Source organism: Rhizobium aethiopicum (assembly GCF_014197535.1).
GTDB classification, from domain to species: Bacteria; Pseudomonadota; Alphaproteobacteria; order Rhizobiales; family Rhizobiaceae; genus Rhizobium; species Rhizobium aethiopicum_A.
In genome coordinates this window covers 323,962-350,754 of the sequence record NZ_JACIFV010000004.1, presented here as the reverse complement: position 1 = coordinate 350,754, position 26,793 = coordinate 323,962, and the positions used below count along the sequence as shown (strand labels likewise).

Here is a 26,793-nt window from a genome sequence, read left to right as displayed (position 1 = left end):
TCCCGGTCCCCGTCATACTCGGTTACTTCGGAACCTCCCGCTTGAACCAGCTGACGGCAGGATCCATTTACGCCTGGCGCTCGTACTGATGCTCATCGGCCTGATCACCGCGGAGCTGAAACGACAGGCTGCGGCGGCTCACGAAGCCTTTCTGCGATAAATGCGCCAATAAGCCGTCTCCCGCACCAGCGCATAGTGGCGGGCGATATAGTGGGCATAAAGATCGCGCAGCCCGTTGCCCGTCCAAATTTCGATCGGCCATTTCGGATCCAGGATAAAATCAACGTCGGCGAACATCTCTTCCGCGGCCGGATGATTATACGGTCCAAGAGTTCGCCCCCAATGATACCAGACGCTGTCGCCTACGGGCGGCGTCAGCCCCAGGCCGGCGGAGAAGGGATTGACGAAATCGAGAACCGCAACGTGCTCATCAGCGGAGATCAGTTGCGACAAGGCGCCCAAAGCGTCAGCCAATGTCTTGTTGTATCCCTCGAAATATTCGTATTGGCCGGCGCTCCACATCTCAACGAGCCTGATCTCGGAAAAGGCCGGCAGCGGGATTGGTTTGCCTCGGCCGCCAGCAGCGTAATAGGCATGAATTGCGAGCGATGCGGCGTTGCCGACGGCGGCGGGCAATAACAGGAACCCCAGGAGTAGCGGCAGGGCGAACCGCGCATTCCGGTATCGGGAGAGGAGTTTGGCGCGAAAGAGGCTTTCCCTGATGATGGCAGCGCCTGCACCCAGCGTCAGAATACCGGCTGTCTGGAAATTCTGCCCGATTAACAGGATTCCGGTTGTGCCGCAGAAGGCAACGAAGAGCAGATGCCGATAACTCGGCGCCAAGCTGAGAACGGTGAGCGCAACCGCCAGATAGACAAGCAGGTCGGCGAGATTGTTCCGCACCAAGTGACCGAGGGCGGTCAACTCCAGAAGGCCGCCGCTGTTTTTTGCTGAAAGGCGAAGGTCAGCAAGGTAGTTGAACCCGCCGCGCCAGATGATTTCAATCGCGATGATGCTGAAGGCGATCATCCCGAGCGCCAACCTCACCCAACCGATCTGGCGACGATCGAAAAGCATGAACAACAGGAAGGCAAGCCCTACGACGCCATAGGTGATCTTGGTGTAGAGCATCAGCAACACAAGGAGACTGGCGCATGCGGCGTCGACTACCTTGCTACTCCCGGCGGCCGGCAAGCGAGGCAGATACATCACCAGCAGTAACCCCAGCGACGCCCATCCAATCCGGTTGTAGAACATGGCAAAGGTCAGCTCCCCTATCCGCTCGCCCGGATTTGCGGGAGCCGCAGCTATCAAGAGCAGGAAGATCGCAAGCGGCAGTCCGAACGCCTTATGCATCCGGCTGCCCACGATTTCCGCGGCAATAACCGCGAGTAGGAGAACCACTATCGCCATTCCAGCCGGCATCGCGCCGCCGATATTGCCCGCCAAGCCATAGCCGACAGCGGGAATATAAAATGTCAGCGGCCCGAGCGCCGAATGGAAGTCGACATTCGGCACCTGGCCACGCACGATGCGATGAGCACCATCCAGGAAAACGAAGAGGTCGTTGACGTACTTGGTCGTCGCCGTTCGGCCAGGCAAAGCGAGAAGGCCGACGAAAACGAAACCCATGCCAAAGATGACAGCCTGCGACCAATTCAACCGCGAAGCCGACCGCGATGCGCCGTTTGCGGCTTGCACCGACCTTTCCGTCCCAGTCACTGCGCCTCGCTTTGCGCCTTCGCCTGACGCCACTGGTAGACCGTCCACTCCGATGTCTTCTGAACGACCTCGAACCGGGCTGAAAGAAACGGGCCGTACAGCGCCTGCAAGGGCAGGCTGTTGATTCCGGTTTTAGGCACCATGACGATCTTTACATCGGCAAAGAGCACTTCCGGTGGGATATAGGCTTTTTCGTTGATATTGCGGTTCCAGTGAAACCAGGCGGTGTCACCGGCAGGCGGGCGAATTCCGAGCCCCGCTGAAAAAGGGTTGACGAAATCAAGCACAAAAACGCGCTCCGGCGGCACCGGCAATGCCTGCAACAGCGCTCCCCCGGTGACGATGTCGTCGAGATAACGCCTTATGAAGTCAGGCTCGCCGCCGGGCGGATCGATCTCCCGCACATCGTCAAAACGCGGCAGCCCAAGCGATTGCCCGGCTTTCTCAGCCGCAAGCGATGTATGCAGAATGAGGGCCGCGGCATGGTGTACGATCGGCGGCGACAGGAATAAGATCGCGAGCACCGAAAGAGCGCCGGCAGGAAGAGCCAAACCTCCTGTCCTTCTCCCGTCATCGCCTTGCTGAAGCCAGGCGGCTTTCTGCACCAGAGCGACTGCGCCGCAGTAGAGCGTGATGATGCCCCAGCTGTGGGCGTTCTGATTGATGATCGCCAGGCCGGCGCCTATGCAGAACCCAGAGAAGAGAAGATCTCGGAAGCTGCGGGTTTGCCAGATGGCGATCAAAGCGAAGGTCGCGAACACGACGAGGTCGGAAAGGTTCTCACGCAGGTTCTTCAGGATGCTGGCGACGTCATGGCCGCCGCTGACACGCGCCGCCGCCCGCAGATCCTCAATGTGCTGAGCGGTTCCGCGCCAGAAGAACTCGATGGCGATCATGGCCAGCCCCGTCAACGCCAGGGCGATCAGGACCCAGCGGCGCTGCTGCCGATCCAGTAGGATGATGACGAGAAAGGCGGTTCCGGCGAGCCCGTAGGTCGCCTTGGTATAGAACGAGACGAGCAGAAGAAAGACGGCGGCAAGAGCATCGGCGGCATCGTTGCGCCCGCGCGCGGGCTGCGGCGTCAGGTACATGACCAGCAGCAGGCCGAGCGCGACCCAGCCGATGCGATTATAGAACATCGCGAAGGAAGGATACCAGATGGAACTGCCGAGATTGATCGGCGCCGCGAGGATGAGAATGAGAAATATGCCGAGCGCGGCCGCCAATGACGGGTTGAGGCGGGATACGAGGATGCGGATCATCGCCGGGATGAAGGCGACGACAACGATAGCCATTCCGACCGGTATGGCAGCGCCGAAATTCCCCGTCAGTTGGTATCCAGCCGCCGGAAGATAATAGACGAGTGGCCCGAGCGCCGTGTGGAAATCGCGGTTCGGCACCTGACCGAACGTGATGCGGTGCGCTCCGTCGATAAAGACCAGCACGTCATTGATAAAGGCGGCGTTGATGGTCCTTCCGGGCAGGGCAAGCATGGCCGCACAAGCCAATGCTGTTAGAATGATCGCGCCTTCCGCCGACAGTAACCGCCGTATCCTCGCCGCCGGTCGCTTGCTGGCACCTGCTCTCGTTCCGATGGCCGCGTAAGCGGCGTGATTGCCTGGTTCCGTCATAGCCGCAACCTCTTGAAGATCGGCTCCGGGATTGATCGGATCACCGTCATCAGCGGTCGCCATATTCGTCTGACATAGACGACGTCCCCGCCCCTGCTGCCCTCGGCGACAGTAAAGATTTTTTGCGCGACCTCCTGAGGTTCGGCTGTGAGAAGCGGTGGGAGCTTCATCGCATTCGTCATGCGTGTCCGAACGAAACCGGGCTTCACGGTGAGCACGCGCACCCCGGACCCGGACAGCCTGTTCCTGAGGCCGGACAAGAAGGCGGTCAGCCCGGCTTTGGCGGCGCCATAGACATAGTTGGACGCGCGTCCACGATCGCCGGCAACCGAGCTTATGCCGACGATGGTACCTGATCCTCTCGCCGCAAAACGTTCCGCCAGAAGACCAAGAAGCAAAGCTGGTCCTTCAAAGTTCGTCCGCATGATCATGGCGGCGTGCTCGAGTTCCTGTTCGGCGCGAGACTGCTCGCCCAGTTCGCCAACGACACAGACCGCCGTGTCGGGCAGGGGCGAAACGACGCCCACGAAATCTTCGAAGCGGTCGGTTGCGAGGATATCGAGCTCGTGAACCAGGACATCGGCGCCGGTCCGCGCGCTGATGTCGTCGGCCTCGCGTTGTACGGCGGAGCGCTTTCGTCCGGTGAGAAGCACATTCCATCCCGCCTCGGCATAGATCAGCGCCGTCGCGCGACCGATATCCGATGTCCCGCCTATCAGGAGCAGTGTCTTGCCGATCGCCTTCATATGCCGAGCCTCTTTGCCAAGCGGGAATTAAAGTGACGATCGGCGCCGGTTACTTTGCGTAGCTCTTTGAAAGCAGACAACCGAGGGTAACCGGCTTCGAATGTGTGACGTGACTGCCGTGCATCCTTGGCGAGATAGAGCCGCCCCCCTGCCTTGACAACCAACTCGTCGATTTCGTCGAGCAGCCGAGACACCTCCTGCGTGACGGGAAGGTCGAGTGCGAGCGTGTAGCCCGGCGCAGGAAAGGACAGCAGCCCGCTCCCGCCCCCCAGCTTCTTCAGAACGGCAAGAAAGGAACCTTTTCCCGAACGCGCGAAGCGCTCGAGAATGCCGCTCAGGACCGCCAGCGCCTCCTCGGCAGGAACCACGCACTGATGCTGCAGAAAGCCCCGCCTCCCGTAAAGCCGGTTCCATTCAAGGATGCCGTCGAGAGGAAAGAAGAATTTGTCCCAGTGGACCAGCGATGTCATGGCCGCCTTTCGCGCTCCCGCCCGGAAATAAATCTCGTTGAAGGCTGCTACGCTTGTTTTGTTGAGCATCCATTGCGGCAGGTCGAATGGCAGCGAAAACCTCCCCGCGTTTTTCGCTGCAAAACGACCGGCATCCGGCATGCCGCCGACCTGATCCCGCGTCGCGTGTTCGCCGGCGAAAATCAGCGAGCGTCCAAGGGAAGCGCCTTGCGAAAGGCAATCGATCCAGGCGACCGAATAAGTGACATCTTCGGTCTGCTGCAGCGCCTTCAACGCGTCGCCAAGATTTTCCGCGACGATCGTCTTCTGCGCGATCCAGCCGGATTCGATCGGCTTCAAGCGGAAGGTCGCTTCCGCGATGATCCCGGTCATGCCCATGCCACCGACCGTCGCGAAGAAAAGCTCGGGGTTGCGCGTGCGGCTACAGATGAGGATCTCTCCGCCGGCGACTACCAGCTTGAGCTCGCTGACATGGTCGCCGAAGCCGCCGTCGCAATGATGGTTCTTGCCGTGCACGTCAGAGGCGATCATCCCGCCGACCGTGACAAATTTCGTGCCCGGCACCACAGGCGGAAAATAGCCCCTCGGGACAAAAGCGCGCAAAATGTCCGAGAGCATTACGCCCCCTTCCACGGTCAGTGTCGCACCGGTGGGATCGAAGTTTCGCATCCGGCTCAGTCCACGACACATCAGGGTGGCCTGTTCGCCGATTGCCGCGTCACCGTATGAACGCCCATTTCCGCGCCCGATCAGGCCCACGCGAGCCGCCACGGTGCCTGAAAGCGCTTCCGGCAGCTGGCAGTTGATTGCCTGGCTCTCGTGGCGCGGATAGCGTCCCCAGCCCTCCATGAGTTTGTTACACCTCCTCTGGTTTGAAGACGAATTTCCGGTCCATTGCGTATTTGGAGATGTAGCCGATCGCCAAGCCGAGCGCTCCGCCGGTATATTTTGCGAGCTCCGTCTTCCAGACGGTCCAAAAAGCAATTTCAAAACCCCAGAATATGAGCGTCGTCAGGACACTGAACAGGCCGTAAAGCGCCACCTTGAGCATCTCGTCGCCGTGTGACGTGTAGCCGTCGAAGAAGATCCATCTTTTGTCGAGGACGTATTTCAAGCCGAAGCCGGCAGCGGTCCCTGCGAGCATCGATGGCATGAGGCTCGGCGATGGCGCCAGCTGCATGACAGTAGCCTGGACCGCGAAGTTGGCGGCGGTGGAGAGCATGGCGAAGGCGAGGTAGCGGGTTGCGAGGCCCGCGGAAGTGCTTCGCTCTGAGGACTGACGACCCATTCGGCCACCTCACATTGCTGCAATGACAAGTACGCCGGCAACGCCGAGCGTGACGAGGCTGACCTTGTCCTTGATCGCGAAGACGACTGGATCGTCATGCATCTGCCCTCGGTGGGCGAGCATAAGGATACGGGCAATCCAGCAGGCAAGGATTGGTCCGGCCAACCACAGCATGGCTGGCCTGGTGTAGATGTCTTGGGCACTGTCGCTCGCGGCATAGAGGGCAAATAGCGTCAGCGCGTTCATCCCCGCTCCAGCAGCCAGGGCGCCCACCATACCAATATCCGCCTTCCTGTAGTCGCGGCTCTTGGAGTCCGGCAGGTGCGCGGCGCGGCGCGAAATGAGCTCGGTGTATCGCTTCACCAAAGCGAGCGAGAGGAACCAGCTCATCATGAAGGCAAGCAGCCAGGGCGATGGCCACACGGAGACAGCGGCAGCGCCGCCGATTACCCGTGTGGTGTAAAGAGAGGCGAGCGCCACCACGTCCAGGATCATCTTTCGCTTGAGGAAGAAAGAGTAGGCCGTGGTCAGGGCAAAGTATCCCGCGAGTACGAGCACGAAGACGGGTGACACCATGGCGGCCACCGCAAGCGACAGAAAAAGCATGATCGGGATTGCCAGCAGAGCGTGCGACAGCGGGATCTCGCCACAGGCAAGGGGTCTGCGGCATTTGGTTTTATGGCGGCGGTCGTCCTGCAGATCGACCAGGTCGTTCAGGAGATAAACGCCCGAGGCACAAAGCGAAAAAGCCACCAAAGCGAGGCCCGCATTCACAAGGCTATGGAGGTCAAAGAGTTGATTTGTCAGTAGCGGGACAAAGACCAACCCATTCTTGACGTATTGATGCACTCGCAGCGAACGCGCCCAAGTCCGCCATGTCGGTTTGTCGTGGCTAAGATGCTCGACGTCGTCGCATTGGCGCGCAAGCTCCCGCGCAACTGCCGCCGATGTCCTTATGGCATAGGACTTTGCGGCGTGGCGCCAGACTGGCAGGTCGGCCAGATCATTGCCGATATAGTCGAAGCCACCCTCCCCGAACGCGGCGACGAGCTTTGCCGCCTTCATCTCGGCGGCACAGTTCATTGTCTCATTCGTTGCAAACCAGCCGGTAAAGAAGCCGAGGTGGTCGGCAACCGCGCAAACCAGCCGTTCGTGGGTTGCAGAAGCGAGATAGACCGAACGCCCCTCCTCCTGTGCGACGTTGATGACCTTCAGCACTTCCGCGTCATAAGGAAGGATAGCCGGATCGAAATCCGCTGGTTGAGAAAGTCGGTGCTTCAGACACGCCTTTCCGGCGGACAGCGACCTGATGAAGTCGACGATCGAATGCGGCCGGCGGCTAAGTTCAGAAAAGACCGTCTCGATCAGCAGGTCCGATCGAACGAGGGTGCCGTCGAGATCGACCACTAAAGGGCGGGGCAGCAGCGGTCTTTGGAGGTTCGGTGGGCGGCCCACCGGCGATGCAGCGGGCTCAGCTTCAGGCCACTCGTCCTCCTCGGCTCTTGGCAGAAAATCTCTTCGCAGCTGGAATTCATGATGCAGCTCGTTCAAAGGATTTCCCTTATGCTTTGATACCGTGAAAGCCCGCCGAACCACGGCTAAGCAGTTTGGTTCCATCATCAAAAAGGGTGAGGTGCGTCCGACTGGGAGAACCTTATCGCAGGTTGAGTTTTTTCGGCCATGAGCCAGAGTTTTCCCGGAAAAATTGTTCCGTCAACCGACCATGATATCGGCTGTCGTTGTTGCGTCCCACATATTTTTCGCGCAATCGCTGGCTCGGTCGATAGTGGCAGTGTGTCTTCGGCGCCGGTTGAAGGACGACATTTTCAGCCGTCATCTGGGGAGACCTCAGAGGCGGCGGTGGTGCGCCTTGATCAAGCAGGTGTATCGTGCGCTCCCGCAAGACGTTGGATTCGGGAGTTCAAAGCGCCGGGAGTGTGGTGCCGAGGAACTTGCGCAACATTACAGCGTTTCTGAATATCCTCTTCCGCTCGGTTGTCGGCGACATCCCAGCCTTTTTCCCAGGTCCGCATGACAACACAACAGATAATCTCATTTTCTGTTATCGCTCTCATGATGGCAATCTTTATATGGGATCGCTTCCGCTACGATGTTGTCGCGTGTTGTGCCCTTGTATTGTCGGTCGCGACCGGCATCGTGCCACCGGAGAAAGCATTTTCGGGGTTTTCGGATGACATCGTCATCATCGTTGGCAGCGCGCTGGTCGTCAGCGCAGGCGTAGCGCGGTCAGGCATTGTGGATTCGGCCATCAAGAGATTCTTCCCGAATCTGAACACGCTTTACACGCAGCTGGCGTTCTTGATGATTGCGGTGGCGATGCTTTCTGCTTTCATCAAAAATATCGGCGCGCTTGCCATCATGATGCCGGTCGCCTTCAAGTTCGCGAAAAAATCCGGTGCCTCTCCCTCGAAATACCTGATGCCGATGTCGTTTGCTGCTTTGCTTGGCGGATTGATGACGCAGATCGGCACCTCACCCAATATCGTCGTGTCGCGGCTGCGGGAGGAGATGACGGGAGCCTCCTTCACCATGTTCGACTTCACGCCGATGGGCGGTGTTCTCACGGTTGTCGGCATCACCTTTCTCTTGTTCTTCCACTGGTTGGTACCGAGCCGCACCAAGCAGAACAGCTCGATCGAGGATGCGATCGAAATTAAGAATTACACGAGCGAAGTCGCGATCACGGCCCAGTCAATGCTGCTTGAGCATGCATTGAGTGATCTCCTGAAGCTCGGTGATGGTGAGGTCATAGCCACCGCCGTGCTGCGTGGCGGTACCCGAATGGCTCCGTTCCCCGATCTCACGCTCCGCTCTGACGACATTGTCCTGCTGGAAGGTCCTTCGGCAGCGATGGACCGGATTGTGTCCCAGGGGAAGTTGAAGCTTTCCGGCAAACCTCTGGCAGAAGGCGGCCACCCGGAGACGGACATCATTTCGCTTGAGGCAATCGTTAGTCAGGGATCCTCCCTTGCTGGTCTTTCCGCCAAAGAATTGGCGCTTTCCTACACGCGCGGCGTCAACCTTTTGGCGATCAGCCGGCGCGGTGAACGCCTCAAGGAACGGCTGGGAAGCTTGACCATCAGCACCGGTGATGTGCTCCTTCTGCAAGGCAACCGGGGAAGCCTAACTGCCCTTCTGCAGGATTTCGGCCTGCTGCCACTCGCTCAGCGAGAGGTGCTGCTCGGCACCCGCCGCCGCGCCTTCATTCCGCTTCTTATCCTGGCGCTCGCGATGGCAACGACCGCGGTCGGCCTCGCGCCGGTTCCGATGGCCTTCTTCGCAGCCGCCCTGGGCATGGTCGTTTTTCGAGCTGTTCCACTTACCGATGTCTATAAATCGGTTGATGGACCGATCCTCGTGATGCTCGCGGCCCTTATTCCCGTCTCGGACTCCTTGCGCACCTCCGGCGGCAGCGATTTGATTGCCGGCTGGCTGAGTGGGGCGGCGATGAATCTGCCGGCATGGGGTGCGCTCGGCCTGATCTTGGTGACCGCCATGGCCGTTACGCCCTTCCTCAACAACGCCGCGACGGTCCTTGTCATGGCGCCGATCGCCGCCAGCTTTGCAACGGGTCTAGGCTTCAGACCGGAAGCCTTCCTGATGGCGGTAGCCATTGGCGCGGGTTGCGACTTCCTCACGCCTGTCGGCCATCAATGCAACACGCTCGTCTTCGGTCCCGGCGGTTACAAGTTTTCCGATTATCCGCGTCTCGGCTTGCCGCTGTCGGCGTTGATCATTCTCGTTAGCGTGCCGGCGCTGCTATTTGTCTGGCCGGTCAACTAGCGTGGAACGACGTCTCACTTCCGAAAAGTCGTGCGTGACTGCCACAGCGCCGCAAAACAGCGAAAACGGAGCAATGGACATCGCTTAAACCTTCAACTCCCCCTCCACCAACGCCACCCAGTAAGCCGCCCCGTATCCAAGCGCCTCATCGTTGAAATCATAAGCCGTGTTGTGATGCAGCGCCCCATCGACCGCCGGCCCGTTGCCCAGCCAGACATAACAGCCCGGCGCGTGCTGCGCGAAGAAGGCAAAGTCATCTCCGGCTGTCGATGGCGGAAAACTCCTCCGCACTTTTTCACCAAAGACGGTGCCGGCGGCGGCAAGCGCCCGTGATGTCGCATCCGCATCATTGACGACAGGTGGTATCCGCCGCTCAAAACGATAATCGGCTGATACGCCGTACATCGCAGCCGTCCCACTCGCCAGCCGACCGATTTCGGTTTCCAGCTGGTCGCGCACCTCAGGCGAATAGGCCCGTGCCGTTCCGCCGATCTCCACAATATCGGGAATGACGTTCAACGCCTTGGCATCGCCCGCCTGCAGGAAGCAGGCGCTGACGACCGCCGGCTGCAGCGGGTCGACAACGCGGCCAACGATCGTCTGCAGCGATGACAGGAAAGTACCGGCTGCCGTGATCGGATCGCGGCCGAGATGCGGCTTGGCGCCGTGCGTGCCGACGCCGCGAAAGGTGATGCGCCAGCTGTCGGAGGAGGCGAGCTGCGGTCCCTCGACCACGGCGATCTCGTCGACCGCAAGCCCCGGCATATTGTGCAGGCCATAGACGGCATCGCAGGGGAAAAGCCGGAAGAGCCCCTCCTCGACCATGCGCTTCGCCCCGCCGCGCCCCTCTTCGGCCGGCTGGAAGATGAAATGCACGGTGCCGGAAAAATTCCGCGTCGCCGCCAGATGCCGTGCAGCGCCAAGCAGCATTGCCGCATGCCCGTCATGGCCGCAGGCATGCATCTTTCCTGGTACGGTCGATTTATAGGGCCGCTCCGCGATCTCAGGCATGGCGAGCGCATCCATATCGGCTCTCAACCCGATCCTGCGCGTGCCATTGCCGACTTGCAGCGTGCCGACCACGCCGGTGCCGGCAAGCCCGCGATGCACGGCGATGCCGGCCTCATCGAGAAGCTTTGCGGCGATACCGGCGGTGCGCTCCTCCTCGAAACCGAGTTCCGGATGGGCGTGCAGATCGCGGCGCAAGGCGGTGAGGAACGGCAGATCGTCCTTGATCCGGGCAGGAATGCTCATGGGCCTGGATATCCCTCCATGTGAAACGGGCGCCCGAACGGCGCCCGCGTCAGATCATTCGTTGTTCATCAAACAACTCGCGAATTCAACCCCTGAACAGGATGATTTTAGGCCAGGCCTAAAATTGAATCCTGTTCTCAATTAAAGACTTAGAGCATGATCTCGTCCGAAAACCGCTGACACTTTTCGGCATCATGCTCTATGCTTCTTCGACGAACACCTCCTCGCGCTTCTTCCTGACGCTCGGCAGGAAGACGACGATCAGTACGGCGACCGCGATTGCCAGAAGCGTGGCGCTGATCGGCCGCGTGATGAAGGTGCTGGGGTCACCGCGCGACAGGATCATGGCGCGTCTGAGATTCTCTTCCAGCAACGGCCCGAGCACGAAGCCGAGCAGCAGCGGCGCCGGCTCGCAGCGGAGCTTGGCCAGCACATACCCGATGAGGCCGAAGAAGGCGACGGCATAGAGGTCGTAGACGTTGGAATTGACGCTGTAGACCCCGATCGAGCAGAAGGCCATGATGATGGGGAAGAGTACGTAATAAGGCACCGTCAAAAGCTTCACCCAGAGCCCGATCAGCGGCAGGTTAAGGATGACGAGCATCAGATTGCCGATCCACATCGAGGCGATGATGCCCCAGAACAGCGCCGGCTGCTCGGTGGCGACGTTCGGGCCCGGCACGATGCCCTGGATGATCATCGCTCCGATCATCAGCGCCATGACGGGATTAGCCGGAATACCGAGCGTCAGCAGCGGAATGAATGAGGTCTGCGCGCCGGCATTGTTGGCCGATTCCGGCCCTGCGACGCCGGCGACCGCGCCCTGGCCGAATTCCTTCGGCGTCTTCGACAAGCGCTTTTCCACCGTGTAGGAGGCGAAGGAGGCGAGGATCGCCCCGCCACCCGGCAGGATGCCGAGCGCCGAACCGATCGCGGTGCCGCGGATGATGGGCGCGATCATCTCCTTGAATTCCTGGCGCGAAGGCAAGAGACCCGATACCTTGGCCATCAGCACCGTGCGTGTCGACTCTCCCTCGAGATTGCGCAGGATTTCAGCGACACCGAAGACGCCGACGGCGAGCGCCACGAAATTCAGCCCGTCGGCATATTCACGGATGCCGAGCGTGAAACGCGGCGTGCCGGTATAGATATCGGTGCCGACGAGGCCGAGCAGCAGTCCGAGCGCCACCATCGCCAAGGCCTTGACAACTGAGCCATGCGCCAGCGCGATCGAGGAAACGAGGCCGACGATCATCAACGAGAAATATTCAGCCGACCCGAATTGCAGTGCGATGTCGGTCAGCGGCGGCGCGAAGACCGCAACGAGAAAGGTCGAGACCGTTCCGGCGAAGAACGAGCCGAGGGCCGCGATCGCCAGCGCCGGCCCCGCCCTGCCCTTCCGCGCCATCTGATAGCCGTCGATCGCGGTGACGGCAGACGAGGATTCGCCCGGCATGTTGATGAGGATCGCCGTTGTCGAGCCGCCATATTGCGCGCCGTAATAGATGCCGGCGAGCATGATGAGTGAGGAGACCGGCTCAAGCTGGAAGGTGATCGGCAAAAGCATGGCGATCGTCGCCGTGGCGCCGATGCCGGGCAGCACGCCGATCAGCGTGCCGAGCAGCACGCCGATCAGGCAGAAGAGAAGATTGTCGAGCGTTGCCGCCGTGGCAAAGCCGAGCGCGAGATTGCTGAAAAGATCCATCGTCGCCTCCTAGAACCGGACCCAGGGGCCGAACCGCTCGAACGGCAGTCCGAGCCCATAGCTGAAGACGGCGACCGAAAAGATCGTCAGCAGCAGCGACAGGATGACCGCGAACACCAGGTTCATCTTGCGCGACGCAAAGCACGCGATGAAGGCTGTGAAGAACAGCGCCGGCGCAAATCCAAGCCCGCGCACCGTCAATCCGAAGAAGACGGGAGCCGGCAGAATGAAGAGCATGCCGCGCCAGGCGAAGGGATCGACCGGCTCCCCCTCCACACGCAGCGCCTGAATGAAGATGATCGCGCCGAGAAGTATCAGCGCGCACGCAAGAATGAACGGGAAATAGCCGGGACCCATGCGCAATGCCGTGCCGAGGTCGAGCCCGACCGACTGATAGGCAAAGAAAGCGCCGGTCGCGATGAAAAGCGCGCCGCAGATCGCATTGGTACTATCGAAACTGATGGATTTCATGGTGTCTCCTGGAGTTGGAGATGGTTCACGTGACGCTGCAGCGATTGCCCCTCATCCGCCTGCCGGCACCTTCTCCCCGCTTGCGGGGAGAAGCCGCAAGCCTCTCGCCTTTTCCGCGATTGCTCAGGGCAGGTCCCCTCTCCCCGTTTGCTGGGAGAGGGTCAGAGTGAGGGCTATTCCTGGCACATCCCTCACTAGTCCGCATATTCCCCGGCAGCCTCGATCACCGGCTTCCAGCGGGCGATCTCGCTTTCGAGCTTGGCTTTCAAAGCAGCAGGCGTCGCATCTGCATCGGAAGACGGCGCCGTGCCGAGTTCGGCGAAGCGGGCGCCGACATTCGGATCCTTCAGTGCCAGCTGCAGCGACTTCGACAGGCGCTCGTTGATCGCGGTCGGCGTACCCTTCGGCGTGTAGATTCCATGCCAGATGCCGACTTCGAAGCCCGGCAGACCGGCTTCGACAGCCGTCGGTACGTCCTTCAGCACGTCGAGGCGCTTCGGTGAGGTCACCGCGTAAGCCTTGATCGTGCCGCCCTTGATCTGCTTCGTCGTGTTGGTGGTCTGGTCGCACATGATATCAACCTGGCCGCCGAGCAGATCCGTCATCGCCGGGCCGGTTCCTTTATAGGGAACGGTCGTGAGCGGCGTCTGGATGGCGCTCATGAACATCATGCCGCAGAGATGCGAAGCCGCACCGATGCCGGCATTGGCGACCGTCACCTTATCCTTGTTGGCTTTGACGTAATCGATCAGTCCCTTGAGATCGGTCGGCTCGAAATCCTTGCGCGCGACGATCGTCATCGGCACCTCGGTGACGAGGCCGACATACTCGAAGGCGCCGAGCGTGTCGTAGGCGAGCTTGCGATAGAGCGTGGCGCTGGTCGCCATGCCGATATGGTGCAAAAGAATGGTGTAGCCATCGGGGTCAGCGTTCGCCACGCGGCCGGCGCCGAGCGTGCCGCCGGCACCGCCGACATTTTCGACGACGATCTGCTGACCGAGATCCTTCGACATGGATTCAGCCACCAGGCGCGCGACGGTATCGGTCGGGCCGCCCGCCGCAAAGGGAACGACCATGGTGATGGTGCGCTCGGGATAGGTTTGCGCCGAAGCGACGCCGGCGAGAAGAGAGACCGCGGCAGCCGCGGTCAGGCCGAGCATGGCCTTCAGGATTTTCATCATTTCCTCCCTGATGAAACAACAAGCCCGCCGACACATCCTCCGCGCCGGTTCGGATTGCCTATTTGCCGACGGGAGAAATCGAGCCGCAATCACTACCGTCGCGTCCGCAAGACGATTCTGCGGCAGTGCAATGCAGCATGGGTCGATTTGGAAACAAACGGCATAGGCGATGGGTGGATTTCCACCCATCGCGCGACGTTCCAGGGCTGCAGCACCATTACCCTCGGAGAATGCACCGGGAACCCGAAGTCAGCTTTCGGTGGTCAGCATCCGCTTGTCGAGGCCATATTTTTGCATCTTTTCGTAAAGGGTCTTGCGGGAGATGCCGAGGGATTCATAAACCGGCCTAAGGCTGCCGCCATGCGCCACCAGCGCGCTGGCGATAATCCCTCGCTCGAATTCGGCGACCCGCTCCGCAAGTCCGGTTGCCTCCTCGGTCTGCCGTCCGCCATTGTCGAGCCCAAGGACCAGCCGGTCGGCGGCATTCCTCAACTCACGCACGTTGCCCGGCCAGTCGCGCTGGGCGATGTCGGAGATCACCTCCGGCGGCACGGCCACCTCGTCTCGGCCGTAGCGGGCGGCCGCTTCCCGCACCAACTGCAGGAAGAGCAGCGGAATGTCTGCCCGCCGCTGCGACAGTGACGGCACGTGCAGCGTCGCGACGTTCAGCCGGTAAAGAAGATCGGCGCGGAAGCGGCCGCCCGCGACCTCCGCCTCCAGATCGACCTTGCTCGTCGCGATGAACCGCACGTCGAGCGGCACGATCTCGTTCGATCCGAGCCTGGAGATCACCCGCTCCTGCAGCACCCGCAGGAACTTCGCCTGCAGGTCGAAGGGCATGGAACCGATCTCGTCGAGCAGGATGGTGCCGCCGCGCCCGTGTTCGAATTTTCCGTAACGCGGCCTGACGGCGCCGGGAAAGGCGCCGGCCTCATGGCCGAAGAGCTCGCTCTCGATCAGATTTGCCGGCAGGGCGGCGCAATTGATAGCAATGAACGGCCGGCTCGCCCGAGCGCTGATATCATGAAGTGCGCGGGCCACGACCTCCTTGCCCGCCCCGGTATCACCGACGATGAGCGTATCCGCATCGCTGCCGCCGATCGCGCGGATCCGATAGCGCAGATCCACCATCACCTGGGTGCGCCCCGGCAGCCGCGCCTCGAGATCGTCGCGCTTTCCGGCGACGGCCTTCAGAATCCGGTTTTCGAGCACCAGGCTGCGCCGCTCCATCGCCCGGCGAATGACGCCCGCGAGCATTTCAGGCGTGAACGGTTTTTCGATGAAATCATAGGCGCCTTCGCGCATCGCCTTCACCGCAAGTTGCACGTCGCCGTGGCCGGTGACGAGAATGACCGGCACCTCCGGATCGATCTCGCGGATCCTCTGCATCAAGGTCATGCCGTCCAGGCCGGGCATACGGATATCGCTGACGACGACGCCGGGAAAACTGTAGCCGATCAGTTCCAGCACATGATCGCCGTTCGAAAAGGTCTCGACGCTGAATCCGGAGAGCTCCAGCGCCTGTGCCGTCGAACGGCGCAATTCTTCCTCGTCGTCGACGAGCAGGATTTTCGCATCATTCATTCCGCCGCCTCCGGCATCGACCCTGCCGCCGATTGCAACTCGATGCGGAACACAGCGCCCCCTTCAGGATGATTGGCGGCAGTCAGGCTGCCGCCGAAATCCTTGACGATGTTGTAGGAGATCGAAAGCCCCAAGCCGAGCCCCTTGCCCACACCCTTGGTCGTGAAGAAGGGGTCGAAGATGCGCTCGGCGATTGCCGCCGGCACGCCGGGTCCGTGATCGCGCACCGTCAGCACCACCTTGCCGGCCTCCTCGAAGGCGGAGACCTCGATGCGCCTGTCATCCAGCCCTTCCACCGCATCGGCGGCATTGGAGATCACATTCACCAGCACCTGTTGCAGCCGCACCGAGCCGGCGCGCACCACCGGCGGCCGCGTTCCGAGATCGAGCCGGAGCTCGGCGTCCGCCGCCTTCAGCCGCCAGGCAATGATTTCCAGCGTGTCGCGCATCGCCTCGTCGAGCGAAACCGGCCCGAGCTTCTCGTTCGGTTTGCGGGCGAAGTTGCGCAGATGCCGGCTGATCGAGGCCATGCGGTCGATCAGCCCGCCGATCCGCATTATATTGTCACGCGCCTCCTCCGTCCGGCCTCGATCGATCAGCACGGAAGCGCTGTCCGTATAGGTCTTGGCGGCGGCGAGCGGCTGATTGAATTCATGGGAAAGGGCAGCCGACATCTGCCCGAGCCCCGCAAGCTTGCCCGCCTGAATGAGATCGGCCTGGGTCTGGCGAAGCTGCTGCTCGGTCAGCCGGCGCTCGGCGATCTCCTCCTCGATGCGGCTGTTGACGCGGGCAAGATCCGCCGTGCGCTCCTCCACCCGCCGCTCGAGCTCACCCCGCGCTTCGGCCTGCATCTGCATGCGCTCGGCAAGTCGCGCCCGCCGCTGGCGAATGACCGCGACAGCAAGGCCGGCGATGCAAAGGATGAGAAAGACGGCGACAAGCGCGGTGCGCGCCTGAGCGCGGATGGAGCTTGTCTCCATCAGCACATTCACCGTCCAGTCCTCGGCCGGCATGTAATGCGACAGCACCAGATACTCGCTTGCGCCCCGATCACTCGCAAGCGTCATCAGATCATGCGGCTCGAAGCGATGGCGCGTCACCGGCAGCGCCGTCAGCTTCGCATTGGCGTATCGCCGCGACGCCTCGGTGCGGGCAATACGATCGGCGGTCAGCGGCAGGATCGCGCCATAGAGCCATTCCGGGCTGCCGGACATGAAGATGATGCCCTCGGGATCGGAGACGAAGATCTTGTATTCGCCACCGCTCCAGGAGGATTCGATCATGTCGATATCGACCTTGAAGACGATGACGCCGCGAATGTCCGCACCGACCCTGATCGGAGCCGAAAAATAATATCCTCGCTTTAGCGATGTGGTGCCAAGTGCGTAAAACCGGGCCTGCCGGCCTTCGATCGCCTCCTGGAAATAGGGCCGGTAATTGAAATTCTGGCCGACGAAGCTACCCGGTCCATCGTAATTGCTCGCCGCGATCGTCTCCCCGTCCGGCTTCACCACATAGATGTCGGAGGATTTTAAAAGCCCGTTGATCTCCTTGAGATAGAGATTGGCCGCATCACGCAGCGCCATATCGTTGGGCGCGCTCACCAGTTCCTTGATATCGTCGTGATCGGCGATCAGCGCCGGCAGCGCCTCGTAGCGGTTGAGGTGGCCGCTGAGCGCCGAGACGGCAAGGCGCAGCGCCGTTCCCGCCTGAGCGGAAGCCTCCTGCATATAGGCGCGCGTCGCAATCGCGCTTCCATAGGTGAAGAAGGCGAAGATGACAAACGGCACCACCAGCAGCGCCGCGATGGCACGATATCTCGAAGACAGATCCGGCTCCTCCCTTTCTGCCTTCACTCCCCAGCAAGGCATGCCCGACGGCTCAGTTTAATGAGGCAAGCGAGGATTTCCAAGGGCTCACCGGAACTTGACACTCGGCAGGGACGGATGTCCTATTGCTGCACCGCAAGGAAACCCATTCATGAGCGACGACCAAACGCCCGCCGACAGCAAGCTCACCAGCTCCAAGCGCCGCTGGGCGTCAGAGGGCAAGTTCCTGACCGGGCGCATCAGCAGGCCCGAGACCGAGCGCCTGCCGCCCGGCCAGCACCTCGTCAAGAATTGGCCGGTGCTCGATCTCGGCCAGCAGCCGGTCATTTCAACCGAGAGCTGGCGGCTTGAAGTGCCTGGTTTGGTCGAAACGCCTCTCACCCTCACCTGGGCCGATTTCCAGGCGATGGAGCAGAGCACTGGGGTGAGCGACATCCACTGCGTCACCACCTGGTCGCGTTATGACAACAACTGGAAAGGCGTTTCGACGCGGGATCTGCTCGATCGCGCCATGCCGAAACCGGAAGCAGCCTACGTGATGCTGACGAGCTATGACGGCTACACCACCAATCTGCCGCTCGCCGATTTCGCCGCCGAGGATGCGATCCTGGCGACCTCCTGGGAAGGCCTGCCGCTGACACCGGAGCACGGCGGCCCAATGCGCCTCGTCGTGCCGCATCTTTATTTCTGGAAAAGCGCCAAATGGCTGCGCCGCATCGAGTTGCTCGCCGCCGACGAGGCCGGCTTCTGGGAAAAGAACGGATACCACATGTATGGCGATCCGTGGCGCGAGCAGCGCTATTCCGACGACTGAGCCTTCGGCCGCAGGAAACGGCGAAGCGTCAGGATGGCAAGCCCCAACATGGCGGCCAACCCCGTCAGGGACGCCATGCTGGCAGGATGAAGCGGCACCTTGCTCCAGCTCGGCTTGACGATATTGGCGGTATTGAATGCCTCGCCGCTGAACTGGCAGGTAATGAAGGCAAGCCCGCGACCCGCCATCTCGGCGTCGATGGCCGAGATGATTTCGCCCGCCGCGGTTGCCTCCCGCGGCATCTCACGCATCGCCAGCAGCACGGCTTTCGTCGCCGCGAGATAGGCATGGGCGCATTCGTTGAACGGGCTCTCCTCGTCCGTCACGCTGCCGGGCATCCGACCCCAGAGGCAATAGGAATACTGGATTTCGGCATAGTTCAGGACACGCCGGAACGGTTCGTTCGTATCGGCCGCCCGTGACGCCAGCATGCTGATGCTGCTGCGATACTCCGAAATGACCGCCATCTCGCCGTGGGAAATTGCCGGAATATCGAGCCCGGCATGGGAGCCGCCAGAGCTGCTCCCATGGGCGAGGACATTTCCGATAAACATTGGCAACAGGGTCGCAATGAGACCGAGAAAAGCAAACCTGCCGATATGCCGCATCACCGGAACGCCGGCCGCAGTCCACTCTTGGCGGCAAGACGCCTTTCGGCCAGCGCTCCGAAAACCAGACCGAGCGCTGCCCAAAGGATCGCGTGCATGCCGAGGGAGGTGGTGCGGAAACGCCAGAGCACCATCGCCGAGAAGTTCTCGGGCACCTCGTTGATAGGCGGCAGCAGATAAAGCACGAAGCCGATGAAGACGAGATAGGCGATGCCGGCGATGATCGCGCCGTTCCAGAGACCGAAGCGCTCGCTAAGGCGGCGCGACAGTGCGATCGCGGCAACCAGCGAAGCGAGCGAAACGACGATCATCAGGAAGAACAGTTCGGTCCTGACGCCGATCGTATCGGGATTGCCGACAGCCGGCGGGTTGGCCGGATATTTGATGCCGGGAACGAGCACGACCGCCACGAAGGCGGCAATGGCGATGACGGCCGAAGTGCCGCGCGCCGATAGGCTGCTGAAGCGGCCGTGTACGAAGGCGAAGGCGAGCGAAAAAAGCCCGCCGACGGCGATACTGTAGCCCATGACGCCGGTGAAAAGGCCGAGACCAGCCTGCGTGGCCCGGCTGACGATTTCAGGTTCGGCAGCATCGCCCGCCGCCTGGGCGCTCGCCTCCTCGAAGGCGATTGCCGCATCGACCAGCGGCTCGCCGAAGATATGGGCGAAAGCGAAAACGAGGATGCCAGCAATCAGGCCCGCGAGCATGCCGCGAAGCAGAAGCTTTCCAACCATCTCAATATTCCCACTAAGCATGTCGCACAAAAGTGTGCAGCAGTTTTGCGATAACGACATGCGTAAACGACGACCTAAAGCGTGAGAAGCGAATCTGAAAGATCGCGATGCGCTTTAGTGGCAGGGAAAGCCCAGGAGATGGCGGCCATCATGCACGAATTCGTGCACATACATGCCGTTGAACAGCGCCATCGCGCCTTCCTCGGTGCCGACGAAATAAAGAACGATGAGCATCAGCAGGCCGCCGAAAACCGCCCAGGGCAGGATTTCCCCTACAGGGATTGGCGCCGGTGCCGCAACGGGCGCGAAAGTGGTGTCAGACATGTATCCCTCCGGAATGACGCGTTCAGTCGAAAGAGTGTTGTGCGGCAGGGTCTGACTTCCAGCGTAAAGAACTTCGAAACGCTGGTCACAGTGGCGCGACCGCGCCGGATTTCCACCGGCTTCCAAACCCGCAACAGCACGGTTATATCTGGACGCCGAAGAGACTGTCAACGAAACTTCGAGACGCCGGCGAAGGGTCGTCCCCACCGTATTGCGAAGATCGGAACAACCGTGAATACCCGCCTCACCTGGATCTGTCACGGCGCCACGGCGGCGAGCCGCAAGGCCCTGTTCCCGCTGGATGAGCCGCTGGAAGACAAGGCCTCTGAAGAAGCCGCCCGGATGACTGCCCTGCCTCGCGCCGACCGGATCGTCACGAGCCCGGCTTTGCGTGCCCGCCAGACCGCTACAGCCCTCCGTCTCGACGCTCAAATAGAACAGCGGCTTGCCGACTGCGACAATGGCCGCTGGGCCGGCAGGCCGATTGCGGCAATCGGCACCGAAGAGCCGGAGAACCTCATGGCTTGGATGAGCGATCCGGAAGCCGCCCCACATGGCGGCGACAGTTTTCTCGGTCTGCGGACGCGCGTCGCCGGCTGGATGGATGAGCAATCCACGCTCGGCGGCCATGTGATAGCCGTCACCCACGCATCGATTATAAGAACAGCGATTGCGCATGTGCTTCAGGCTCCCCTCCCCTCCTTCTGGCTCGTCGATGTCGAGCCGCTGGTGGTCGTTCGGATGACCAGCAATGGACAGCGCTGGTCGCTGCGCCTCTAGAGAATTAGACATCCCTCATACTATTCCAGCCTTACGCAAGCAAATCGCGTCATCTCTATTGAACCGGGTCTGACCGGGACTACTTCCTTGTCCCAAGGAGACGGAAGCTATGGCATATGATTGGAGTGGGGAGCGTACGCGGCGCCTGCGCTTGATGAGGGTCGTGACGTTCACCTTAGTTATGGTCGGTCTGGTCGTCAGCGTTCCGCTGCTGATCGTCACCGCGTGAAGGGCGAGACAGGGCGAGCGATGCGACAGCACGCTCGCCCTCGTTCTTTCGTGGGGCTCCCCTCGTCTTGAATCCGGACATCCTCTAGTCTTCGAAGCAGCACCAGCGAAACGCCGTAGCGCGCGGCTTACGTCCCGACAGCACCGCAACGGACGGGCTGCCACCTCCAACAATTCGCCTTATGGTTTCAACGAACATTTCAGATTTTCGTGATAGTCCGGCAGAGGGTGGAGATGGAGAATGCGATAATGCCTGCGTTTTTCCGAAGCAGGGCCGGAAGGCAATGCGTGTCGGTTGTGGTTTTCGGAGTAACCCTCTGGATCCTCGGCACGGTGCTGCACTTCGACGACCGCCTCGTCTCCTTCATGACCGATTTCGGCGAGTACGGGGCGGATAAGCTCGTTCTGACTCTCGGCATCGCTGGCGCGATGAGCTTCATCTATTCGGTGCTGCGCATCGCCGACCTGCGCAAGGAAATGGAGCTGCGCGCCACTGAACAGGCTAAGGCCGATTGGACGGCAACCCACGACCATCTGACCAAGCTGCCGAACCGCTACGCCTTCGAGCGCAAAATCCTCTCACGGCCAGTCAGAAGCGGCGAGGCCGAGATCGAGGAATGGGACGACAACGTCACGATCTTCTCCGTCGACCTCGACGGCTTCAAAAAAGTCAACGATCTCGTCGGCCACAAGGGCGGCGACGTGTTGCTGGTCGAAGTTGCCAGACGCATCTGCGCGCTTGGCAACGCGGATTGCGTTTACCGCTTCGGCGGTGACGAATTCATCATCGTCGCCTTTTCCCTGACGGCAGAGCGCGAGGAGCGTTTCGCCAAGTTGCTGATCCAGGCCGTCACCCGGCCGATCCATATCGATGGCTTTGCCGTCGAAGTCGGCGCCAGCGTCGGCTATGATCGCTGGCTTGAGGGTAGCGAGCCGCTGGAAGACGCCGCCCACCGTGCGGATCTCGCCATGTATGAGGCCAAATCACGAGGCCCTAACCATTATCTTGTCTTCGAAGCTTCGATGCAGGACAAGGTAACGGAACGCGCCTCTCTGGAAAGCAGGCTGCGCGCGGCAATCGCCGACAAGGCGATCATGCCTTTCTATCAACCTTTGATTGATTTGAAAACGGGCCAGCTTTGCGGTTTCGAAGCCCTCGCGCGGTGGGTCGGCGAGGATGGTATCAATATTCCGCCGCCTGTTTTCATCGACATTGCCGAGGAAACCGGGATGATCACCCCCCTGTTCGAGGATCTCCTTGCGCAGGCCTGCGGCGATGCGCTCACTTGGCCGGCGCATGTCACGTTGTCCTTCAACGTGTCGCCGGTGCAGATGGAAGACAGGCTGCTGGCCTCCCGCATCCTCAAGGTCCTTTCAGCAAGCCGGCTGCCGCCGCAACGCCTGGAGATTGAGATCACCGAAAACGCGCTGATCCAGGATCCCGCTATCGCCGCCATCATTCTCGAAGAGCTGCATGCGGCTGGCATCCAGATCGCTCTCGACGATTTCGGCACGGGCTATTCGAGCCTTGCCCAGCTCGCCCGCTACCGCTTCGACAAGATCAAGATCGACAAAAGCTTCATCGCCACCTATCGCGATGACGAACGGCAGGAAAAAATCGTCCGCGCCATGCTTGGCCTCAGCAGAAGCCTCAACATCAAGACGACTGCGGAAGGTGTCGAGGAGCACGGCCAGCTTGCCTTCCTGCTGCAGCTCGGCTGCGACATCGGCCAAGGCTATCTTTTCGGTAAGGCGATGCCCGCCGCCGAGGCGAGCATCTTCATCCGCGATCGCAACGCCAATCTGGCGTCAACCGCCTGACCCTCGCGTAATTCGACAAAACTGCCCCACGGCTGCCACGCACCGTCAGCATGTGGCGCTCGGGCGGCCATGCCTTTCCGGCGGGAGTTTCGGCGCTAAGTTCGGTCATCGTGACGACTGTGCGGAGTCTCTGAAGACATGCCATCCACCGACCTCCTCCTCACATTCAACGCCGGCTCATCGACGGTGAAGGTCGGCGTCTTCTCGATTGATGGTGCCGAGGCACGACACCTCGGAAAGGGCGTCATCGATCTCCGCGCCGAGCCGCTCTCGCTTGTCCTGACCAAGGGATCGCAGACATTCGATATGCCGCTGAAGGCGGAGGTGACGTACGATCTGCACGGGGTCATCGACGAGACCTTCACGCGTCTCGCCGATCACTTCGATATGGCAGCGGCGGCCGTAGCCGGCCACCGCGTCGTCCATGGCGGCGAGCGCTTCATGAGCGCCGTCGCGCTTGATGACGCCGCCACCGATGGGATCGAAGCGCTGATCCCGCTCGCTCCCCTGCACCAACCGCAAGCGCTGCGCTTCATCCGCGCGCTCCGTCACCTGAAGCCGCATCTTATCCAGACAGCCTCCTTCGACACGGCCTTCCATGCCACGCAGGACGATCTCGTTCGCCGCCTCGCCATACCCCGTTCCCTGCATGAGGAGGGCATCAAGCGTTACGGCTTCCACGGGCTTTCTTATAAGTTCATCGCCAGTGAACTCGCTCGCAAGGCGCCGCATACGGCAAGGGCTGTGGTCGCCCATCTCGGCAGCGGCGCCAGCCTCTGTGCGATGGAAGACGGCATCAGCCGCGATTGCAGCATGGGCTTTTCGACCCTCGACGGCATCCCGATGGCGACACGCCCGGGCTGCCTCGATCCCGGCGTGATCCTGCACCTGGCAGGAGAGAGAAAACGGTCCCTGGGTGAGATCGAGGATCTGCTCTATCACCGCTCAGGCCTGCTCGGCGTCTCTGGCATCAGCGCCGACACGCGCGATCTGTTGAAGGACGGCCGGCCGGAAGCGCGCCAGGCGATCGACCTTTTCACACTGCGCATTGCCGGCGAGATCGGCCGCATGGCGGTAACCCTCCGCGGCCTCGATGCCGTCGTCTTCACCGCCGGCATAGGCGAGCATCAGCCGGAAATCCGCGCCGGCGTGGCGAAACGCCTGTCCTGGCTTGGCCTTTCGATCGACGAGAAGGCCAATGCCGCCAATGGTTTCACGATCAGCACCAGGGAAAGCCGCATTGTCGCCCATGTCATTGCCACGGACGAAGAACAGGTGATCGCCGATGAAGCGCTGTCCGTTCTTCGCGCCCGCTGATCCAGATCAATGGCGCGCCGGCGCTAACGGCTATACTGACGTTGAACGTGTTTTCGAACGGGAGAAGCCAATGGAAAAGCATGTCTCGACCGCCGCCGCCCTGACCGATGCTGAACTCACCCTGATTGACCGCTACTGGCGGGCCGCCAACTATCTCTCGGTCGGCCAGATCTACCTGCTTGCCAATCCGCTGCTGCGCGAGCCGCTGAAGTCAGAGCACATCAAGCCCCGTCTGCTCGGCCACTGGGGCACGACGCCCGGCCTCAACTTCATCTATGCGCATCTGAACCGCCTCATCCGAGCCCGCGATCTCGACGTCATCTACATATGCGGCCCCGGTCACGGCGGGCCGGGCATGGTCGCCAACACCTATCTCGAAGGCACCTACAGCGAAATCTATCCCGATATTTCCGAAGACGCCGAGGGGATGCGCAGGCTCTTCCGCCAATTTTCCTTTCCCGGCGGCATTCCAAGCCATGCGGCGCCGGAAACACCGGGGTCGATCCATGAGGGCGGCGAACTCGGCTACGCCCTCGTCCATGCCTATGGCGCCGCCTTCGACAATCCCGACCTCACCGTCGCCTGCATCGTCGGCGACGGTGAGGCCGAAACCGGGCCGCTCGCCGCCAGCTGGCATTCCAACAAGTTCCTCAATCCCGCCCGCGACGGCGCCGTTCTGCCGATCCTGCATCTGAACGGCTATAAGATCGCCAATCCGACCATTCTCGGCCGGGCGGGTGACGACGACCTCCGACGTCTCTTCGAAGGCTACGGCTACGAGCCGCTTTTCGTCACCGGCCATGAGCCGCGCGACATGCACCAACAAATGGCTGCGACGCTGGACCGGGTCTTCGAGCGCATCCGCGAGATCCAGGAGCAAGCCCGCAGCGGCAAGAGCACAGCCGGCTGCCCGCGCTGGCCAATGATTGTGCTGCGCAGCCCCAAGGGTTGGACAGGCCCAAAGGAGGTCGACGGCAAGAAGGTGGAAGATTTCTGGCGAGCCCACCAGGTGCCGGTCTCCAACTGCCGCGGGAATGAAGGCCATCGCAAGATTCTCGAGGACTGGATGCGCGGCTATGATCCCGAAGACCTGTTCGGCGCCGACGGCCGGCTGAAACCGGAACTGCGGGCGCTTGCCCCCGCTGGCAAACGCCGCATGGGCGCCAATCCGCATGCCAATGGCGGCCTGCTGCGCAAGGAATTGGCCGTGCCCGATATTCGGGATTATGCAGTCGACATCGGCAAGCGCGGCAGCGTTGTCGCCCAATCGACGGAGATCCTTGGCCATTACCTGCGTGACACGATGAAGCTCAACGCCAAGGCGGCAAACTTCCGCATCTTCGGCCCCGACGAGACGGAATCGAATCGCCTCGGCAGCGTCTTCGACGTCACCGACCGTGTCTGGATGGAGGACATCGAACCCTATGATGTCCACCTCTCTCGCGATGGGCGTGTCATGGAGGTGCTCTCCGAACATCTCTGCCAGGGCTGGCTGGAAGGTTATCTCCTGACTGGCCGGCACGGCCTCTTTTCCTGTTACGAGGCCTTCATCCACATCATCGATTCCATGTTCAACCAGCACGCCAAATGGCTGAAGGTGACGCGCGAGCTCGAATGGCGAAAGCCGATCTCATCGCTGAACTACCTGCTGACCTCGCATGTCTGGCGACAGGACCATAATGGCTTCAGCCACCAGGATCCTGGCTTCGTCGATCTCGTCGCCAACAAGAAGGCCGACATCGTCCGCATCTACCTGCCGCCGGACGCCAACAGCCTGCTCTGGGTCGGCGATCATTGCCTGCGCACCTATGACCGCGTCAACGTCATCGTCGCTGGCAAGCAGCCGGAGCCGCAATGGCTGTCGATGGACGAGGCGGTGAAACATTGCGAGGCCGGCATCGGCATCTGGCACTGGGCAAGCAACGAGGAGGACACGATCTCGCCTGATCTCGTCATGGCCTGCGCCGGCGATGTCCCGACGATGGAAACGCTCGCCGCCGTCGATCTTCTGCGCAAGGCCATTCCCGAGCTGAAGATCCGCACCGTCAATGTCGTCGACCTCTTGGCGCTGCAATCCAGAGACCAGCATCCGCACGGCCTTGCCGACGAGGCCTTCGACGCGATCTTCACCGCCGATAAGCCGGTCATTTTCGCCTATCATGGCTATCCCTATCTCATTCATCGCCTGACTTATAAGCGCGCCAACCACGAAAACATCCACGTCCGCGGCTTCGTCGAGGAGGGAACGACGACCACGCCTTTCGACATGACCGTCCTTAACGAACTCGACCGCTACCATCTCGCCATCGAAGCCATCGAGCGCGTGCCGGGCCTGAAGGAGAAGGCTAAGGACGCGCTCGCCGCCTTCCGCGGCAAGCTCGCGGAACATCATAATTACGTCAGGGAACATGGTGAGGACATGCCGGAGGTGCGGAACTGGACGTGGCCGGCGGCGTGAGACATCTGCGACTGACGCACGCGA

Annotated in this window: 21 protein-coding genes; 6 read left to right on the top strand and 15 right to left on the bottom strand. The window is 61.3% G+C overall.

Translation table 11 applies throughout. From position 1 onward, the window contains the following. Window positions 1-138: 138 nt before the first annotated feature. The 6 genes from GGD53_RS09000 to GGD53_RS08975 form a co-directional block, all read right to left on the bottom strand. Window positions 139-1,518, bottom strand: coding sequence for a hypothetical protein (locus GGD53_RS09000; RefSeq protein ID WP_348647404.1), 1,380 nt, complete (start codon window positions 1,516-1,518; stop codon window positions 139-141). 200 nt (window positions 1,519-1,718) lie between these two features. Beyond that, window positions 1,719-3,353: a hypothetical protein gene (locus GGD53_RS08995; RefSeq protein ID WP_184455110.1), complete on the bottom strand. Its 1,635-nt coding sequence runs from the start codon at window positions 3,351-3,353 to the stop codon at window positions 1,719-1,721. Beyond that, complete coding sequence (locus GGD53_RS08990; RefSeq protein WP_184455109.1) at window positions 3,350-4,099, bottom strand: SDR family oxidoreductase; 750 nt, start codon at window positions 4,097-4,099, stop codon at window positions 3,350-3,352. The genes GGD53_RS08995 and GGD53_RS08990 overlap by 4 nt, the downstream gene beginning before the upstream one ends. Next, the gene (locus GGD53_RS08985; RefSeq protein ID WP_184455144.1) at window positions 4,096-5,418 is read right to left on the bottom strand and encodes an FAD-binding oxidoreductase; all 1,323 of its coding nucleotides are present in this window, start codon (window positions 5,416-5,418) and stop codon (window positions 4,096-4,098) included. The genes GGD53_RS08990 and GGD53_RS08985 overlap by 4 nt, the downstream gene beginning before the upstream one ends. Window positions 5,419-5,425: 7 nt before the next feature. Next, window positions 5,426-5,857, bottom strand: coding sequence for a GtrA family protein (locus GGD53_RS08980; protein WP_184455108.1), 432 nt, complete (start codon window positions 5,855-5,857; stop codon window positions 5,426-5,428). A gap of 9 nt (window positions 5,858-5,866) precedes the next feature. Continuing rightward, on the bottom strand, window positions 5,867-7,408 hold the full coding sequence (locus tag GGD53_RS08975; protein WP_184455107.1) for a UbiA family prenyltransferase: 1,542 nt from the start codon (window positions 7,406-7,408) through the stop codon (window positions 5,867-5,869). Between the two features lie 480 nt (window positions 7,409-7,888). Between GGD53_RS08975 and GGD53_RS08970 the strand changes: the two genes are divergently transcribed. Continuing rightward, the gene (locus GGD53_RS08970) at window positions 7,889-9,661 is read left to right on the top strand and encodes an SLC13 family permease (protein WP_184455106.1); all 1,773 of its coding nucleotides are present in this window, start codon (window positions 7,889-7,891) and stop codon (window positions 9,659-9,661) included. 84 nt (window positions 9,662-9,745) lie between these two features. Here the strand turns inward: GGD53_RS08970 and GGD53_RS08965 are convergent, their stop codons facing one another. The 6 genes from GGD53_RS08965 to GGD53_RS08940 all read right to left on the bottom strand — a co-directional run bounded on the left by GGD53_RS08965 (window position 9,746) and on the right by GGD53_RS08940 (window position 17,727). Continuing rightward, window positions 9,746-10,915 (bottom strand): M20 aminoacylase family protein, encoded by a 1,170-nt coding sequence (locus GGD53_RS08965; RefSeq protein ID WP_184455105.1) that lies wholly within the window; start codon window positions 10,913-10,915, stop codon window positions 9,746-9,748. A gap of 199 nt (window positions 10,916-11,114) precedes the next feature. Then, window positions 11,115-12,620, bottom strand: coding sequence for a tripartite tricarboxylate transporter permease (locus GGD53_RS08960; RefSeq protein WP_184455104.1), 1,506 nt, complete (start codon window positions 12,618-12,620; stop codon window positions 11,115-11,117). 9 nt (window positions 12,621-12,629) lie between these two features. Further along, window positions 12,630-13,091, bottom strand: coding sequence for a tripartite tricarboxylate transporter TctB family protein (locus tag GGD53_RS08955; protein WP_184455103.1), 462 nt, complete (start codon window positions 13,089-13,091; stop codon window positions 12,630-12,632). Between the two features lie 194 nt (window positions 13,092-13,285). Beyond that, window positions 13,286-14,269, bottom strand: a complete 984-nt coding sequence (locus GGD53_RS08950) for a tripartite tricarboxylate transporter substrate-binding protein (protein WP_184455102.1) — start codon at window positions 14,267-14,269, stop codon at window positions 13,286-13,288. 252 nt (window positions 14,270-14,521) lie between these two features. After that, complete coding sequence (locus GGD53_RS08945; protein WP_184455101.1) at window positions 14,522-15,856, bottom strand: sigma-54-dependent transcriptional regulator; 1,335 nt, start codon at window positions 15,854-15,856, stop codon at window positions 14,522-14,524. After that, on the bottom strand, window positions 15,853-17,727 hold the full coding sequence (locus tag GGD53_RS08940; protein ID WP_281413900.1) for a sensor histidine kinase: 1,875 nt from the start codon (window positions 17,725-17,727) through the stop codon (window positions 15,853-15,855). Before GGD53_RS08940 ends, GGD53_RS08945 begins: the two co-directional genes overlap by 4 nt. 109 nt (window positions 17,728-17,836) lie before the next feature. Between GGD53_RS08940 and GGD53_RS08935 the strand changes: the two genes are divergently transcribed. Further along, the gene (locus tag GGD53_RS08935; RefSeq protein ID WP_184455100.1) at window positions 17,837-18,499 is read left to right on the top strand and encodes a sulfite oxidase-like oxidoreductase; all 663 of its coding nucleotides are present in this window, start codon (window positions 17,837-17,839) and stop codon (window positions 18,497-18,499) included. On the opposite strand, the gene GGD53_RS08930 is transcribed toward GGD53_RS08935, so the two are convergent. From GGD53_RS08930 to GGD53_RS08920, 3 genes are all read right to left on the bottom strand, one after another. Then, window positions 18,484-19,053, bottom strand: a complete 570-nt coding sequence (locus GGD53_RS08930) for a hypothetical protein (protein WP_246717720.1) — start codon at window positions 19,051-19,053, stop codon at window positions 18,484-18,486. The genes GGD53_RS08935 and GGD53_RS08930 overlap by 16 nt on opposite strands. Window positions 19,054-19,106: 53 nt before the next feature. Continuing rightward, the gene (locus tag GGD53_RS08925; RefSeq protein ID WP_184455098.1) at window positions 19,107-19,841 is read right to left on the bottom strand and encodes a CbtA family protein; all 735 of its coding nucleotides are present in this window, start codon (window positions 19,839-19,841) and stop codon (window positions 19,107-19,109) included. Between the two features lie 114 nt (window positions 19,842-19,955). Beyond that, the gene (locus GGD53_RS08920; protein WP_085779300.1) at window positions 19,956-20,165 is read right to left on the bottom strand and encodes a CbtB domain-containing protein; all 210 of its coding nucleotides are present in this window, start codon (window positions 20,163-20,165) and stop codon (window positions 19,956-19,958) included. 231 nt (window positions 20,166-20,396) lie between these two features. Here GGD53_RS08920 and GGD53_RS08915 point away from each other — a divergent pair, with 231 nt between their 5' ends. The 4 genes from GGD53_RS08915 to GGD53_RS08900 all read left to right on the top strand — a co-directional run bounded on the left by GGD53_RS08915 (window position 20,397) and on the right by GGD53_RS08900 (window position 26,769). Next, a complete protein-coding gene (locus GGD53_RS08915; RefSeq protein ID WP_184455097.1) occupies window positions 20,397-20,945 on the top strand; it encodes a histidine phosphatase family protein in 549 nt (182 codons plus the stop codon). 477 nt (window positions 20,946-21,422) lie between these two features. Continuing rightward, window positions 21,423-22,994 carry a putative bifunctional diguanylate cyclase/phosphodiesterase gene (locus GGD53_RS08910; RefSeq protein WP_184455096.1) on the top strand — a complete coding sequence of 524 codons (1,572 nt, stop codon included), beginning with the start codon at window positions 21,423-21,425 and terminating at the stop codon, window positions 22,992-22,994. Between the two features lie 138 nt (window positions 22,995-23,132). Beyond that, complete coding sequence (locus tag GGD53_RS08905; RefSeq protein ID WP_184455095.1) at window positions 23,133-24,311, top strand: acetate/propionate family kinase; 1,179 nt, start codon at window positions 23,133-23,135, stop codon at window positions 24,309-24,311. 70 nt (window positions 24,312-24,381) lie between these two features. Then, window positions 24,382-26,769 carry a phosphoketolase family protein gene (locus tag GGD53_RS08900; RefSeq protein ID WP_184455094.1) on the top strand — a complete coding sequence of 796 codons (2,388 nt, stop codon included), beginning with the start codon at window positions 24,382-24,384 and terminating at the stop codon, window positions 26,767-26,769. Window positions 26,770-26,793 lie beyond the last annotated feature (24 nt).

Coding starts and splice junctions, on each gene's coding strand:
- GGD53_RS08995 (WP_184455110.1), bottom strand. CDS start 3,353: ATGACGGAACCAGGCAATCACGCCGCTTACGCGGCCATCGGAACGAGA.
- GGD53_RS08990 (WP_184455109.1), bottom strand. CDS start 4,099: ATGAAGGCGATCGGCAAGACACTGCTCCTGATAGGCGGGACATCGGAT.
- GGD53_RS08985 (WP_184455144.1), bottom strand. CDS start 5,418: ATGGAGGGCTGGGGACGCTATCCGCGCCACGAGAGCCAGGCAATCAAC.
- GGD53_RS08980 (WP_184455108.1), bottom strand. CDS start 5,857: ATGGGTCGTCAGTCCTCAGAGCGAAGCACTTCCGCGGGCCTCGCAACC.
- GGD53_RS08970 (WP_184455106.1), top strand. CDS start 7,889: ATGACAACACAACAGATAATCTCATTTTCTGTTATCGCTCTCATGATG.
- GGD53_RS08965 (WP_184455105.1), bottom strand. CDS start 10,915: ATGAGCATTCCTGCCCGGATCAAGGACGATCTGCCGTTCCTCACCGCC.
- GGD53_RS08960 (WP_184455104.1), bottom strand. CDS start 12,620: ATGGATCTTTTCAGCAATCTCGCGCTCGGCTTTGCCACGGCGGCAACG.
- GGD53_RS08955 (WP_184455103.1), bottom strand. CDS start 13,091: ATGAAATCCATCAGTTTCGATAGTACCAATGCGATCTGCGGCGCGCTT.
- GGD53_RS08950 (WP_184455102.1), bottom strand. CDS start 14,269: ATGAAAATCCTGAAGGCCATGCTCGGCCTGACCGCGGCTGCCGCGGTC.
- GGD53_RS08945 (WP_184455101.1), bottom strand. CDS start 15,856: ATGAATGATGCGAAAATCCTGCTCGTCGACGACGAGGAAGAATTGCGC.
- GGD53_RS08940 (WP_281413900.1), bottom strand. CDS start 17,727: ATGCCTTGCTGGGGAGTGAAGGCAGAAAGGGAGGAGCCGGATCTGTCT.
- GGD53_RS08935 (WP_184455100.1), top strand. CDS start 17,837: ATGAGCGACGACCAAACGCCCGCCGACAGCAAGCTCACCAGCTCCAAG.
- GGD53_RS08930 (WP_246717720.1), bottom strand. CDS start 19,053: ATGTTTATCGGAAATGTCCTCGCCCATGGGAGCAGCTCTGGCGGCTCC.
- GGD53_RS08925 (WP_184455098.1), bottom strand. CDS start 19,841: ATGGTTGGAAAGCTTCTGCTTCGCGGCATGCTCGCGGGCCTGATTGCT.
- GGD53_RS08920 (WP_085779300.1), bottom strand. CDS start 20,165: ATGTCTGACACCACTTTCGCGCCCGTTGCGGCACCGGCGCCAATCCCT.
- GGD53_RS08910 (WP_184455096.1), top strand. CDS start 21,423: ATGCCTGCGTTTTTCCGAAGCAGGGCCGGAAGGCAATGCGTGTCGGTT.
- GGD53_RS08905 (WP_184455095.1), top strand. CDS start 23,133: ATGCCATCCACCGACCTCCTCCTCACATTCAACGCCGGCTCATCGACG.
- GGD53_RS08900 (WP_184455094.1), top strand. CDS start 24,382: ATGGAAAAGCATGTCTCGACCGCCGCCGCCCTGACCGATGCTGAACTC.